At 41.8% G+C, this 13,880-nt stretch carries 11 protein-coding genes and 2 pseudogenes; 8 read left to right on the forward strand and 5 right to left on the reverse strand.

All coding sequences use genetic code 11. The annotated features are described in order from the left end of the window. Nucleotides 1–14 precede the first annotated feature (14 nt). The 4 genes and pseudogenes from HMPREF0645_RS14115 to HMPREF0645_RS02410 all read right to left on the reverse strand — a co-directional run. Complete coding sequence (locus HMPREF0645_RS14115) at nucleotides 15–179, reverse strand: ATP-binding protein (protein WP_336433161.1); 165 nt, start codon at nucleotides 177–179, stop codon at nucleotides 15–17. Beyond that, nucleotides 176–1,042 carry a DNA adenine methylase gene (locus HMPREF0645_RS02400; RefSeq protein WP_007173240.1) on the reverse strand — a complete coding sequence of 289 codons (867 nt, stop codon included), beginning with the start codon at nucleotides 1,040–1,042 and terminating at the stop codon, nucleotides 176–178. Before HMPREF0645_RS02400 ends, HMPREF0645_RS14115 begins: the two co-directional genes overlap by 4 nt. 4 nt (nucleotides 1,043–1,046) lie before the next feature. Continuing rightward, nucleotides 1,047–2,435, reverse strand: a complete 1,389-nt coding sequence (locus HMPREF0645_RS02405; protein WP_007173241.1) for a hypothetical protein — start codon at nucleotides 2,433–2,435, stop codon at nucleotides 1,047–1,049. Nucleotides 2,436–2,693: 258 nt separating this feature from the next. Beyond that, nucleotides 2,694–3,761, reverse strand: a pseudogene (locus HMPREF0645_RS02410) (site-specific integrase); the annotation flags it as partial. An 867-nt stretch (nucleotides 3,762–4,628) separates the two neighbouring features. Here HMPREF0645_RS02410 and HMPREF0645_RS02415 point away from each other — a divergent pair. The 5 genes from HMPREF0645_RS02415 to HMPREF0645_RS02435 all read left to right on the forward strand — a co-directional run bounded on the left by HMPREF0645_RS02415 (nucleotide 4,629) and on the right by HMPREF0645_RS02435 (nucleotide 8,793). Further along, complete coding sequence (locus HMPREF0645_RS02415; protein WP_024992793.1) at nucleotides 4,629–4,964, forward strand: helix-turn-helix domain-containing protein; 336 nt, start codon at nucleotides 4,629–4,631, stop codon at nucleotides 4,962–4,964. Between the two features lie 6 nt (nucleotides 4,965–4,970). Further along, the gene (locus tag HMPREF0645_RS02420) at nucleotides 4,971–5,351 is read left to right on the forward strand and encodes a MerR family transcriptional regulator (protein ID WP_007173245.1); all 381 of its coding nucleotides are present in this window, start codon (nucleotides 4,971–4,973) and stop codon (nucleotides 5,349–5,351) included. Further along, a complete protein-coding gene (locus tag HMPREF0645_RS02425) occupies nucleotides 5,348–7,408 on the forward strand; it encodes a bifunctional DNA primase/helicase (RefSeq protein ID WP_007173246.1) in 2,061 nt (686 codons plus the stop codon). Before HMPREF0645_RS02420 ends, HMPREF0645_RS02425 begins: the two co-directional genes overlap by 4 nt. After that, nucleotides 7,396–7,704, forward strand: a complete 309-nt coding sequence (locus tag HMPREF0645_RS02430; protein WP_007173247.1) for a helix-turn-helix domain-containing protein — start codon at nucleotides 7,396–7,398, stop codon at nucleotides 7,702–7,704. The genes HMPREF0645_RS02425 and HMPREF0645_RS02430 overlap by 13 nt, the downstream gene beginning before the upstream one ends. A gap of 162 nt (nucleotides 7,705–7,866) precedes the next feature. Continuing rightward, entirely contained in the window at nucleotides 7,867–8,793 is a 927-nt protein-coding gene (locus tag HMPREF0645_RS02435; protein WP_007173248.1) for an Abi family protein, read from the forward strand. Between the two features lie 104 nt (nucleotides 8,794–8,897). Here the strand turns inward: HMPREF0645_RS02435 and HMPREF0645_RS02440 are convergent. Then, nucleotides 8,898–10,415, reverse strand: a pseudogene (locus HMPREF0645_RS02440) (helicase-related protein); the annotation flags it as partial. Nucleotides 10,416–10,702: 287 nt separating this feature from the next. Between HMPREF0645_RS02440 and HMPREF0645_RS02445 the strand changes: the two are divergent. The 3 genes from HMPREF0645_RS02445 to HMPREF0645_RS02455 are packed head-to-tail and all read left to right on the forward strand — an operon-like array spanning nucleotide 10,703 to nucleotide 13,716. Further along, nucleotides 10,703–11,923 (forward strand): site-specific integrase, encoded by a 1,221-nt coding sequence (locus HMPREF0645_RS02445; RefSeq protein WP_007173250.1) that lies wholly within the window; start codon nucleotides 10,703–10,705, stop codon nucleotides 11,921–11,923. Between the two features lie 4 nt (nucleotides 11,924–11,927). Beyond that, nucleotides 11,928–13,196: a site-specific integrase gene (locus HMPREF0645_RS02450; protein ID WP_007173251.1), complete on the forward strand. Its 1,269-nt coding sequence runs from the start codon at nucleotides 11,928–11,930 to the stop codon at nucleotides 13,194–13,196. 52 nt (nucleotides 13,197–13,248) lie between these two features. Beyond that, nucleotides 13,249–13,716, forward strand: coding sequence for a DUF1896 domain-containing protein (locus HMPREF0645_RS02455; RefSeq protein ID WP_036865070.1), 468 nt, complete (start codon nucleotides 13,249–13,251; stop codon nucleotides 13,714–13,716). Nucleotides 13,717–13,880 lie beyond the last annotated feature (164 nt).

A 13,880-nucleotide genomic window follows, 5' to 3' on the forward strand; every position in this document is an offset into this window, starting at 1 on the left:
TTTCGTTCTGTGCCCTATATAGGGGTCAAACTTGGGTTAAGAGTGAAAGTTTGTGTTATAATACCAAGTAATGTTGACTTTTGAGTTCCGTTTTGCCCTGCAATTGCTGTTAACAAAGAGCCTACTTCAAAATCTTCATTTTGAAATCCTCGAAATCTTTCGATATGAATGTGCGTTATTTTCGCTTTGTAGAATGGTTAAATAGTTTGTGTTTGGGGATAACTATGCCATCGCAAAATACCATTATCTCTTTACCTTTCCCGGAATTACTCGCACTATAATTCAATTCAAAACATTGCTGTCTATATTTTGAATATAGGCTGGTTATGAATGGTACATCATCATAAGAGACAATCCACTTACAATTTGCAATCTCACTTATAGTGTTAGCTATATTTTGATGATCTGTATCATTATAGTAATTCAGATAAAGTCCTTTACCTTTTACATAGTATGGTGGGTCTAAATAAAATAATGTATTATACGGTAATTCATTTTTTAACCGTTGTACTAAAGAAACAGCATCTTCATTTGTTAAATGGATTCTATCTGCATAATCTGCTATACGTTGAATCCTTTTTATCAAATCTTCTTTGTTGAATCTTGCATCAATCTTATAATTTCCAGTTTGGTCATAACCGCCAATGACTCCTGCTTTCAAGATTCCTGAGCGATTAGTCCTATTCAAGAAGAATGTAGAAAAGCCTAATTCTAACAAGTCAGAATTCTCTTTATTGGATTGAATTTCTTTTTGTTCAAACCAAGTTTCAACATTTAAAGGGGTATCCTTTATCATCTTGCAGAGAGCATCCACGTTATTTAAGGCACTATACCAAAAGGCATAAATAGATATATCCTTATCATTTATATGTATGTCGCTGACATATTCATTAAAGAGCAAAGATAATGCAACGGAACCACCTCCAACATATGGTTCAACATAAGTGCCATCGAGCAATGCGTTTTCTTTGATTAAGCATTGTACGAAATCAGCAACTTTAGCCTTACCGCCAGGGTATCTTAAAGGTGATAGAAATTCCATAATATTATTCTTTATTCTTTATTGATTCCCACAATTGGATAAAAAAACTTTCTATGTTGTCCCATCCAGTAATCAAATTATCTGCTTTAGGGTAGAAAAACTCGTTATGAACATATGCATTCAATGATTCGATTGAAAGAACTGAATTTTTATCATATATTTCAGACCTTATGCCCTTTGATAAGTCTTTACTCATTGTTCCTAATTGGGTCATATGATTTAAGACTTTACCAACTTTCCCTTGCAAACTTTCACCAGAAGAACAAGCTGTAATAGCATCGTTTCTTACTATATTAAATTTCTCCAAATAGGCATCAACAGATAGTTCTAAAAATACTCTTAAAAGGACTGAAGATGCATTGGGGCATGTCTTGACCTGAACATGTTTTAGCTCCTCGAAAATTTTATTAATTTTCGGGTTGCTGATATGTAAATTCAAAGACTTGGGCACTAAAGCTCCTCTGTTTTTTGTTTTCCTGTTTTTATCCCCTTTTATTTCTTGTTTCTCGCTATTTCTTGATGCTTGTTCTTTATTGTTTTCTATATCTTGAACACTCCATTGTTCAGATGCTTCATTAGACAAATCTGGCTTTTGACTCTTGTCAAAATTATCAATATATTGCTTTCTTTTTTCTCTGTTATAGATATCAGAAACTTTGAAATCCGGATTCAGAATGTCTGTAACAACTTTTAAAAGCCCCTTAATGACTTCGGACACTTTAACCTTTGAAACTAAAATTCCATTGTTAATTTCCAAGCCAAGGTGTTCTCTAACATATGGATCCGACATCAAACGTTGCAAGTTGGTAATGTTTAATTTAGATAATGAATCCTTAATCGTATCAGAAACCTCTTCTTGTGATTTCAGCAAAGTGATAATTTGCAATGGAATTGATGATTTTCCTTCTGTCTTCTCCTCGAATCTTTGCTTTTGTTGAGCGTTCCAAGTGACAGTTCCGATACCATTAAGTTCTCCAGAGTGTTTACGTTTTATCCATATATCAGCTTCAGTAGGGGTTTCAAAAACAGCACAAGCAATATTCTTCAATTCAGAAATAGCATTAGGTTTTTCTTTTTGTAATTTCTGAAATTTCTTCCTTAAAGGAGAGTATTTGTCATCTATTAGTGTCGGATTATTTAATAGTTTTAATGACGTTATTCGCCTATTTCCTTCAAGTACAACATACTTATTGCTATCTTCGTTGGGTGTTACAATAATCAAATCAACGGGGCTAAGACCATTGGTTACAATATCGTCCACAAGAGAATATAATTTATCCCCTTGATCCTCTATCATCTTATCTATTGCTTCTTTTTGTGATGACAAAGGCTCAAATCTATAATTTTCCGTATTGACAAATAGTGATGTCAATTTTATCGTTCTTATATCCATGGCAAAACCAATACTTGTTAGTTTGTAAAGTTACTCATTTTTAGTGAAGTTAGCAGTATTTGAACAATAAAAATGCACAGAAATCTGCGATTTTGCACGATTTTGCAAGATGAAGTTTATTGTAAATCAATTCTAATCACTATCATTGCATTGCAAAAAGGCGTTCTTTTGATTTAATGCAAGACGAGGTAAAATACAGAACTTCACTCGTTTCCAAATCGTTACTTATCAAGAAACTAATCTTTGCAATCTATTCAAATTCAGCGACAAAGGCAATTCAATATGCCTGGATAGGTGGAAAGTCAAGTTCTTCTTGATACCACATATATCTGCAATCTCTTTGAGGTATGAATTGGTCTTCTGATTGCTAAGGATAGGGAAGAGCTTGCCATCACGATAAGTTTGGTGGCTATATTTACTGATGATGCGCTTAGGGATGTCGAGGAGCAGCACATTGGTCTCCACGCTTGTCTTCTGTCGCTTAGTCATAATCCACTCTTTGCCACCAAGCATCACGATATTGTCGGGTGTAAGATTAGCCACATCAATGTAGGCTAAACCGGTAAAGCAGGAAAAGATGAAGATGTCTCGTACCAGCTCCAATCTCGGAATATTCAACTCCTTGTTGACAATCTGTAAGACCTCTTCGTCAGTCAAGAACCCTCTATTCACTGGCTCTAAGTGAAATCGGAAGTTGACAAATGGGTCGTGATGTAGTACGCCCAACTTTTGTCCCAAAATGACGATAGTCTTGAAGGTCTTCATCGTCTTAGTGGCGGTATTAGGATTTTGCCCCACCACTGTGCGTAGGTATAGGTCAAAATCATGTATAATCATATAGGTTAGCTCCGTGAGCTTGAGGTCGCTGCGTCTGAGTTTATCTTTAAGGAACTCAGAAAAGCGTCTTTTGCAGACCTTATACTTTTGAAGAGTGGGCGCAGAGACTGAGATACCAACTCAAGCTGCAACATCTTCATTGTGTTTGTCGAAGAGTTGCATGATGGTATCTATATCTTGTTTTTTGCCAAGATGTTCTGACTTGATACGCTCTAACGAAAGCTCATCTGTCATTTCTAACTTGCGAAAGATGGCTTGTAAACCACTTTGGATGTTATCCAGTTGCAAGTTGGTATTCAGAGCTTCTGTGTAACGCCCTTTTACTCGCTCTTTTTCGCGATCCCATTGGGACTGCACGATGGTGATGCCAGTGGAGCCTAGTGACATCCGCTCATTGTTGAGATAGATGCGTAGCATTACTGGCGTTTTTCCTTCCTTGTTCACATAGTTGCTGCGAAGGTAGAATGCTGTTCTGAAAATTGATTGCATACATTGTCTGTTTTTATTGTAGCCAAGCATAGAAAGTTTACGACCAGAAAAGCTACACATTTACGGTGCTAATAACTCTCTACAACTCGCCTACAAAGTTGCACATAATTGTTTGAACTACAGCAATGTACAAGTACTCTAAACAGACTCTCTACGTACTCTTGGCTACAATTATTTTTTGCGAGAAAAAAGTGTAGCCAGATTGTAGCCATTGGAGAGTATTTTGGGCGTTTCGGCTATCTCTGTAACTACTCTGAAGAGGTAGAGGACTATAAAACAAAAGTATCGTAACTCGTTGGAATTACGATACTTATACTTTTCGGTAGTGCTCTCTGGCGGTGCTGCCAGAGTACTTAAAGCGGAGAGAGAGGTTTATGAACCAAACTCTGCTAACTCGTTGTAATTAAATGTTCTATCAATTTTGACAAATCGGTAGTGTAGCATTTTTGTAGCAGTATTTTGACCGCTTGATGACTACCATTCTGACTACCTGTTGAAAGCACAACTGCTCTCTTTTCTTGGGTACAAAAGTATATAAAATTGTACTAACCTACAAATCTTTGTACCATAAAGATTTAGATATTTTACTGCTACACTTTCCAGTGCAAGGTGCAAGCCCCTATATATAAGGGGACTTGCACCTTGCACTGGAGGGATTTTCTCAAAATTATTTGATTTTGTTCTGGAATGATTGTTATTACAATGTATTTTCGTTTATGAATTCTAGAAAACAAACCAATTAAATCATCCCATGTTGACATCGCTCATCATATTCATCTGCACCTAATGCAAGCCACCTTGCATGGGATGCAAACATTTGAATGTGGCGGGTTGCTCAAATTTAGGTGTCTTTGTAACTTTATACATATGAAACAGTTGCACAAAACCCTAAAGGAAAAGCGAGAGCATGAAGGATACTCACAGGAGTATATCGCTGAAAAACTGAAAGTTAGCTCAAGTACCATCTCAAGATGGGAAACAGGATCCGTATCCATGAGTATAGTACAAATTTGCAGTTATGCCAAAGTTTTGGAAATGGATGAGAGTGATCTGCTTGCATCTATTGCAAGGAGAAGAAGAGAAATACCACCCCCATTTATCCGACTGGGCATAGACGTGTTTGACGAAGAGACTTATGGAAAGATAATGGATCTCGCCAAGGAATTGGGACCGCAGCACATTATCTTACAAACCAAATTATAAAGGCTGATGGAAATAATAGCAGTAGAAAGCCAAGCCTATCAAGAACTGATAGACAGGCTCAATCGTATTGAGCAGTATGTTGAGCGCACCTCCCGTCTTATTCAAGACATTGACGACGAGCTGGAGATGACCACGAAAGACCTTATCGGGACTCTGAATGTTTCAGAGTCCACCCTTTACCGCTGGCGCAAGAAGCAGTTGGTACGGTATCGCTACACGGAGGGTGGCGATGTACGCTACTTCTTCAAGTCTATCGTGATAGCCACGAAGTGTAACCGGCTCCGCGTATCAGGTATGAGAAACGACGAGATTCTTGGTCGGCTCAACCGTTTCAAGGACAATCTCATCATGAGTTCATGTATTAATCCTAAAAACCGACAACTATGATAGAAAAGGAACAGATTCTTTTACTTACACAAGGAGGTTTGAATGTGTTTTCACATTTCCTTGGCTTTGAGGTAAACCTTCATCGCAACTTCCGAAGCCCTTTCTATGACGATAGGCGGGCTTCCTGCCATATCTACTACGACAGGAAAACTTCTTCTTACAAATTCTATGATCATGGAGATACCACCTATTCTGGGGATTGCTTCTGGTTTGTGGCAACCCTCCGTAATTTGAACCTGAAAACAAGTTTTCCCGAAGTATTGGAAACGATTGTACAAGAACTTGGATTGTATTCTTTATGTGATGGTGAAAAGCATAGCAGCCATATCACGTCAGCATATAAAAAAACTATTGTTCCCACTCCTAAGGCTGATATAACCAAGTGGACGGAAGAACGTCCATATAGTTTTGAGATACAGCCATTTGACGATGGGCTGCTGAACTATTGGGGACATTATGGCATCCATGAGGATACACTCCGTCGCTTTCGTGTACGGAGTCTTAAACGCTATGAAAGTGTATCTGCTGAAGGCAAGAAGTTTGAACTTTATAGCTCACCTACGGAACCTATGTTTGCCTATATCGGAAACGGCTATGTAAAGATATACCGACCTCACAGTCCAAAAATCCGCTTTCTTTATGGTGGACGGATGCCTGCCACATATTGCTTCGGAATGGAGCAGATTCCTGCCAAAGGAGATATGCTTTTCATTACAGGTGGAGAAAAGGATGTACTCTCATTGTATGCACACGGCTTCAATGCAATTTGTTTCAACAGTGAAACCGCACAGATACCGACAAGTATCATTGCGAGCCTTCAGCTTCGTTTTAGGCATATAATACTCTTATATGATGCGGATGAAACAGGTGTACGGGAGGCACATAAACAGTCTGAACATCTGGTGGAATACAAGGTCTTGAACCTTTCACTTCCGCTAAGTGGTACGAAGTCTGAAAAAGACATTTCTGATTTCTTTGCCTTAGGCAACGGGGCAAAGGAACTGAAAGAGTTGCTTGCCAAGATGTTCTCAGATCTATATAGCCAAACCATGATGATGTTACGTTCCTGTGAGATTGATTATGAGAATCCACCAGACATTTCCAAATCAGTAGTAGCAGTAAACGGTGTGCCACTCGGCACACAGGATAACCTGTTCTGCATTACTGGAGGTGAGGGGACAGGCAAGAGCAACTATGTGGGTGCCATCCTTGCCGGAGCGTTGGGAGAAAAACGATTGCCGATAGAGAAGACCTTGGGATTAGAGATTACTCCCAATCCCAAAGGCTTGGCGGTCCTACACTATGACACGGAACAGTCCGAGGCACAACTCCACAAGAATTTGGGCAAGACATTACGCAGGGCTTCTCTGACAGCAGTACCTGAATATTATCATTCTCTGTATCTTGCTTCGCTTTCCCGTAAAGACCGGTTGAAACTTATCCGTGAGAGTATGGACCTGTTTCATCACAAGCATGGGGGCATCCATCTTGTGGTGATTGACGGCATAGCTGACTTGATACGTTCCGCCAACGATGAAACGGAAAGTATTGCCATTGTGGATGAGCTTTACCGTCTGGCAGGGATTTACAACACCTGCATCATCTGCGTACTGCACTTCGTGCCGAATGGTATCAAACTCCGTGGGCATATTGGCTCCGAACTTCAACGCAAGGCGGCAGGCATTCTCTCCATAGAGAAAGATGACAATCCTGAATACTCTGTGGTGAAAGCCCTGAAAGTCCGTGACGGCAGCCCATTGGATGTGCCGATGATGCTTTTTGGATGGGACAAGGCAGAGGATATGCACGTCTATCGTGGTGAGAAGTCCAAGGAGGACAAGGAAAAGCGTAAGACCGATGAACTTATTGCCGTCGTCAGAGAGGCTTTCAGAAATTCCCTCAAGCTCACTTATCAAGAACTTTGTGAGGTTCTGATGCAAGCAATGGAAATTAAGGACAGGACCGCGAAGAAATACATCGCCTATATGAAAGAACAACGCATCTTGATACAGGATACCAATGGTAACTATCAAAAAGGAGAACTATGCCGTACATAGATTATAAAACCGAAGACACTTGGCAAAAACGTCTGTTCGACAAGCTGATAAGCGTCGAGGATAAACTCGACCGCCTGCTGATCCTGCAAGAGCAATCTGTTGATACAACTGTCCATCCTCCCCTGAAACCGGAATATCTGGATATCATAGATGTATCCAAGATACTCAAAGTAGAACAAAAGACCATCTATAATTGGGTGTGGGCAGGAAAAATTCCCTATCTTAAAGCCAATGGCAGGTTACTTTTTCTTCGGGAAGAGATAGATAAAATGGTACGGAAGCGAGATGATTGGTAATTTTTATCACTTAAAAAAATATCTGCAATTATTTTGCAGAAACAAAAAAAATACTTACCTTTGCAATCAGAAAGTTAGTTGTGGATTTCCACACTCAAAGATAACAGTACTCGCTTGGCATACCGTAAGATCTGCTGGCGAGTCATTTTTTTTATAGATACTATGGCGAATAAAGAATCACGTTCCATTCAGGAACAAATCGATTTACTGAAGCATAGAGGCATGATTATAGAAGATGAGGAGTTTGCCCATCTTCATTTAAGTCATATCAGCTACTACCGTTTGAAGGGGTATTGGTGGGATATGCAAACAGACAAAGAACGGCATATATTCAAGAATGACGCCAATTTTAAGGACGTTATCGCACGATATTTCTTTGATAAGGAGTTGCGTCTTATCTTGTTCGATGCCATTGAAGCCATAGAGATTGCGTTGCGGACGAAGATGATTTATCATCTTTCACAATCATACGGTGGGCTGTACTATATGGATAAGGGACTTTTCAACAATGAAGAGCTCCAACAGCAACATATACATGATCTGATGGGCGAGTTTATGCGTAGCAGTGAGATTTTCATAAAAGACTACAAATGCAAATATGGAGTGTGGGAGGACAGAAAATGTATATCTCTTACCCAACAGCCTGACGCATGGATTATTTTTGAAGTTGCGACTTTTGGAACACTTTCAAAGATATATAAGAATCTTAATCATCAGTTACCGGAAAAGGCAAGAATTGCCAATGAATTCGGACTTAATATGCATACAGAACTCTCAAGCTGGCTTGAAGCCATCTCCTATTTGAGAAATATTGTCGCCCATCATTCAAGAGTATGGAGTCGAAATATGGTAAAACGTCCAATGGATATTAGTAATCCAAGAGGCATTTGGCTGCAACATCCTCTTTCGGAATTCTCTAAAAAGAAGCCATTTCTAATCATTACTTCCATGTTATACTTGTGCAATGCTATCAATGCTGGAGATACATATAAGAGAAAGACAATCTCACTGATAGAGAAAAATCCGGACATTCCTATTTATAAGATAGGTTTTCCAGACCATTGGAATAGGGAATCTATCTGGCAATAATTTTGTACGGGAATTTCAATTGCAATATTCCCGTACTTTATTTATGTCTACTAAAAAAAATGAAAGTAAGACATTTTTGCTTCCATTGGATAATAAACATGCGTTTAGTGTCTCCATTTGGGTCTGAAGTTTTGTGAACGATTGTCTTCTTCCTTGTCATGAGTAGGATAACTCTCGTTCTTTACTCCAGCTGAGTGATTGTTGTTAGACAAATTCTCTCCTTGGTTTACTTTCTCCGTCTCTTCTTTTTCCTCCTCTGGCGGTGCAAGCGTAAGCGCAATCTTTCTGTCCAATTCTGCTGCCTCCCCCTTGAGCACACGCAGTTCGCTCTCTTTCTTCCATGAGCCCTTGGCAATATTGGTGTAAACGTCTTTGTTGGCTGCTGCCTTTGCCATTTCCTTCTCATGCGACTCTATCACTTTAGGGATACGCTCCAAGGCATTTACGAAGTTCTCGCAGGCAAGTTTCGGGTCTGCCGCTAACTTACCGTTATTATAGGTATAGTAGATGCTTTCCTGTCCCTTGACAAAGAAGCGGTTCACCGAGCAGTCGAACAAGTCCTTGGAAGTGCTCTCCGTCTTGACCATGATGGAAAAGCCGTAAACCTCGCCAATCTTGTTGTACTCGCTCTTGGTACGAGCCTTTTCCTCTATCTCATGCAGACGGGCGGCGATGACCTTTATGTCGGTGCTGTCCTCTACACCTTTGATTGTCAGTTTATTGACGGGCAGTCCCTCCTTGTCCCGTTCCACACGCTGCTCAAAGCAAGCCAAGTCAGCTTTAGCTTCCTTAATCTTGTCGGAATGGAAGGACACGGAACTCTCAATCTCTGCCAGCTTGCCCGTTGCGGCATCACGCTCACGGAGAAAGTTCTTGCGCTCGGATTCCAAGGTGGTAATCTTCTTGTCAAGTCTTGCTTTTTCCAAAAGGTCGGTATTGCCCGAAAGCACTGCTACATATTCTGAGAAGTTCATACCGCTGTCCTCGTCCATCGAACCCTCATCAATGGTACGACTACCAAGCGTGTTTGTCTTTAGTTGGTTGATGAAAAGCTGCTTGTTGTGCAGCAGGTTGAACTTGTAGCTGTCCAGCGATCGTTCCACGGCATAGATAATCACATCGACCTTGTTGTCCGCAAGCTCCTTGGCGATAAGGTTTCCCTTGCGCACAGCTCGTCCGTTGCGCTGCTCTAAGTCCGAAGGTCGCCAAGGAGTGTCCAAATGATGGACCGCCACGGCACGTTGCTGTGCGTTCACACCTGTTCCCAACATAGAGGTAGAACCGAAGATAATGCGAATGTCGCCACGGTTCATGGCATCGACCATTGCTTTCTTTGCTTTCTCGTTCTTGCACTCCTGAATAAAACGTATCTCGTATGCCGGGATATGATAGTCCTCTACCAACTTACGCTTTATCTCAGAATAGACGTTCCATTCGCCAGGCTTGTAAGTCCCCAAATCAGAGAAAACGAACTGTGTTCCTTTTTGCGCATCGTACTTTTGATAATAGTCGTTGAGCAACTTTGCACAATGGCTTGCCTTGTTGTCGATATGGTCTGAGTACCCATTTTCATCAATCATGCGTAAATCTAAGCTCATCTTGCGGGCATAATCAGTCATTAAGAATTAAGGGAAATAGGGGGAAACGCAAGGAATGTAACTATTTGAAATATCATCATTTAGCATTTTTATGCCATTATCGAGTTAGGCGAAAGGAAGCATCAAACGGCAGGAGTTCCGTTACCAAATCGTAACCCATCAAGGAAAAAGCAAAAAGGGGTTACGAATTGAAGGTAAACAACTGTGTCATAGGTTTTTATTCTTCATCTTTCATTTTTCTGCATCGCTCAGGAATACTTGTTCATCTGTACCTTTGCAAGCAAAGGAAATTTAGAAAAAACGACAGAAAAATGAAAGAAAACAAACTCAAAGTATCGTTCTTCGTTCAGGCGAAACGAACCGACAAGAAAGGACTTGTGCCTGTTATCGGGCGCATCTCCGTAGGCAGAACCCATTCAGGCTTCTCCACCAAATGCAAAACTCCGCTTGCTCTTTGGGACAGTCGTAAGCAAAGGCTTATCGGCAAGAGCAGCATGGCTGTGTCCGTCAATCAGAAACTTGGTGAATGCACCGCACTTATCCACGCACGCTTTCACGAGCTCAGTGAAAGAGAAGAAGCCTTTACCGCCACCGATGTGAGGGATGCCTATCAGGGGCAAATCCACCGTCAAGCCTTGCTCTTGGAGAGTTTTGGGGAGTATCTTACACAGACTAAGGAGCGTATAGGCATCGACCGAGCCTTAAAGACGTTCAAACTCCGTACCTATCAGCTATCCTTGCTCCGTGAGTATGTGCAGAAGAAGCACAAGGTATGCGACATTCCCCTTTCACAACTGGACAAAGCCTTTATCGAGGGCTTTGAGTACTATCTCACCATCGACCGCAGACTGAAACGCAGCAGCATATCGAGTGCCTTATCCACCTTGCAGACCATCGTCCGTATGACGGTAAAGAAAGGTGTGCTGGACTTCTATCCTTTTTTGGGCTACAGTTACGAGCGACCAAAGGGTGAACCGAGAAGCATTACGCAAGACGAACTACAAAAGATAATTGACTTGGAGATTGAGTGGGAAAACTACCGCATTGTCCGTGATTTGTTCGTCTTTTCCTGCTTCACAGGTCTGGCAATCTCAGATGTCCGTAATCTTCGGGAGGAGAATATCGTCACTGAAGAGGGCGAACTCTGCATCAAGGGCAGGCGCATGAAGACCAAGACCCCGTATCGTGTACAAGTACTTCCCCCTGCTTGGGCGATAATGGAGCGGTACAGGGGAAAGCGTGCAGGCTTTGTCTTTGACGTGCCGACCACCGACATTATCCTCAATGGTATGCACTACATACAGAGAAACATCGGCATGGAAACTCCGCTAACCTTCCACATGGCTCGCCATACCTTTGCTTCGCTTATCACGCTCTCGGCAGGCGTTCCTATCGAAACGGTGAGCCGTATGCTCGGACACACCAACCTGAGAACGACACAGGTATATGCAGCGGTTTCCTCCGAAAGAATCCATCGGGATATGCAAGCGATACAGCAGCGAATACAAGATACATTCACCTTAAAACTTTGACATTATGGCACGAAGTACATTCAAGACACTCTTTTATATCAATCGCTCCAAAGAGAAAAAGAACGGCAGCTGCCCAATTATGGGGCGTATCACCATAGACGGAGAACAAGTACAATACAGCACGGGCAAGGAGATTGCTCCTGAACTTTGGGACAGTCGTAAGGGACGATGCAAGGGTATAGGCGAAGAGACAAAGGAAATCAACCGCTACTTGCAAACCAAAGAGGAACAAGCCAAAGCGAAGTATCAAGAATTAGTTTGGCAACGTGGCTATATCACTGCCGAGCTACTGAAATGTGAACTCATGGAAGAAGACAAGCCCAAAGGTTTTCTTATGGAGGAAGCACGACTTTTCATAGAGGAAAAGCGTCCTTGCGTAGGAATAACGGTAGCCAAGCCGACCTTTGCCAACTACATCTATGCCACACAACTCATTGAGGCTTATTTGCGTGAACGCTTAGGGCTGGAGGATATCCGCTACTCATCGCTTGACTATGGTTTTATCGAGGGGCTGGACTTCTACCTTAAATCAGAGCGCAATCTTTCTCTTGCCACTATTCAGGTAGCGGTCATCTTCCTTAGGAAACTCATCGGCATCGGCCAGCAAAAGAAATATATCCGCATCGATCCGTTTGCGGACTATAAGGCAGAACAGCCACACCGCACAAGGCGTTATCTCACAACGGAAGAACTACAGCGGATACTGCAAACACCCATCATTGACAAGCAGTTTGAACGGGCAAGGCAACTCTTTCTTTTCTGCGCCTTTACTGGTCTGGCTCGTGTGGATATGCAACGGCTCAAACCGAAGCATATCATCCGTAATGCTGACGGCACGGAGGAAATACGCATCAAAAGGCAGAAAACGGATGTAGAGGCGATTATTCCACTTCTGCCCATTGCCAAACAAATCCTTTCGCTCTATATCAAGAACAAGAAAGCGGACGACTTGATATTCCCTAATCTCACAATAAGAAAAGCATCCTTTGCGTGTGTGAACATTGGGCAGATATGCCGGATAGAGAAAGGCTTGACCTTTCACATGGCTCGCCACACATTCTCGACCACGATTTGTCTTTCCAATGGTATTTCGATGGAAACGCTCAGCAAGATGCTCGGGCACAGCAATATCGGTACGACACAAATCTACGGAAAGATAACCGACCACAAGATACAAGAGGATATGACTGCACTCACAGACAGGGAGCATTCTATGTTTGAGGGTTATTGTGAGTCTATAGCACGGCAGAACGTTCCATTGCAACAAGCATAAAAAGGAAGTAATTACCAAACATTTATTATTCACGATTGAAAACCAAATGATTATGAAAAAGAACAACAAACAGGAACTTTCTTACTTTCGATTGAAATTAAGAAGTTATATGAGTGAACATCACCCCGAGAGATTGAAAGATACGGAGTTTATCACCGCACGGGCAGATATGGCTCTCACAGTTTACTGCGATGCCGTGGCGCAAGGTTTCACGCACCCCGAAGCGGAAAGCATGGCAAGCGAGGTCTTGTATCAAGGCTTGCACTTTTCCAAGTATGATACGCTTGTATCCGTGTTGGAAAACGAGTTTGAAAGGGAACTGCCTGCATCGCTTCCTGAAAGACTCGCAACCATATTGTTGTCGAATAAGGCTATTCAAGCCACATTCGACAAATTCGGTTTGACGGACACATTTGCTTCTGACGAGCAATACGGCCGTCTTTACACCGAACTCACAGGTACGATAGTGCTGCTCATCGAGAGCAATCATTTGCCAATAATCGGTCAGACAGGTGGATAACCCCAACATTTTTCTTCGTACACTTCGTAAGCCATACTTATGCAAAGCCCCTGATGCCGTTTCTTATCGTGCAAATGTACAACGGCAGCCAATCTGCCCTGACAAGGTCGAGTCCTGCGGATGGAGAGAAGAATCTCCACCGCAGGACTTTTCTTTTTCAAGGA

The organism is Hallella bergensis DSM 17361, from assembly GCF_000160535.1.
Taxonomy (GTDB): domain Bacteria; phylum Bacteroidota; class Bacteroidia; order Bacteroidales; family Bacteroidaceae; genus Prevotella; species Prevotella bergensis.

Bases quoted from the DNA above. Each gene is read 5' to 3' on its own strand.
- HMPREF0645_RS02430 (WP_007173247.1), top strand. From the start codon at position 7,396: ATGCCGTACATAGATTATAAAACCGAAGACACTTGGCAAAAACGTCTG.
- HMPREF0645_RS02415 (WP_024992793.1), top strand. From the start codon at position 4,629: ATGAAACAGTTGCACAAAACCCTAAAGGAAAAGCGAGAGCATGAAGGA.
- HMPREF0645_RS02435 (WP_007173248.1), top strand. From the start codon at position 7,867: ATGGCGAATAAAGAATCACGTTCCATTCAGGAACAAATCGATTTACTG.
- HMPREF0645_RS02445 (WP_007173250.1), top strand. From the start codon at position 10,703: ATGAAAGAAAACAAACTCAAAGTATCGTTCTTCGTTCAGGCGAAACGA.
- HMPREF0645_RS02405 (WP_007173241.1), bottom strand. From the start codon at position 2,435: ATGGATATAAGAACGATAAAATTGACATCACTATTTGTCAATACGGAA.
- HMPREF0645_RS02455 (WP_036865070.1), top strand. From the start codon at position 13,249: ATGAAAAAGAACAACAAACAGGAACTTTCTTACTTTCGATTGAAATTA.
- HMPREF0645_RS02400 (WP_007173240.1), bottom strand. From the start codon at position 1,042: ATGGAATTTCTATCACCTTTAAGATACCCTGGCGGTAAGGCTAAAGTT.
- HMPREF0645_RS02450 (WP_007173251.1), top strand. From the start codon at position 11,928: ATGGCACGAAGTACATTCAAGACACTCTTTTATATCAATCGCTCCAAA.
- HMPREF0645_RS02420 (WP_007173245.1), top strand. From the start codon at position 4,971: ATGGAAATAATAGCAGTAGAAAGCCAAGCCTATCAAGAACTGATAGAC.
- HMPREF0645_RS02425 (WP_007173246.1), top strand. From the start codon at position 5,348: ATGATAGAAAAGGAACAGATTCTTTTACTTACACAAGGAGGTTTGAAT.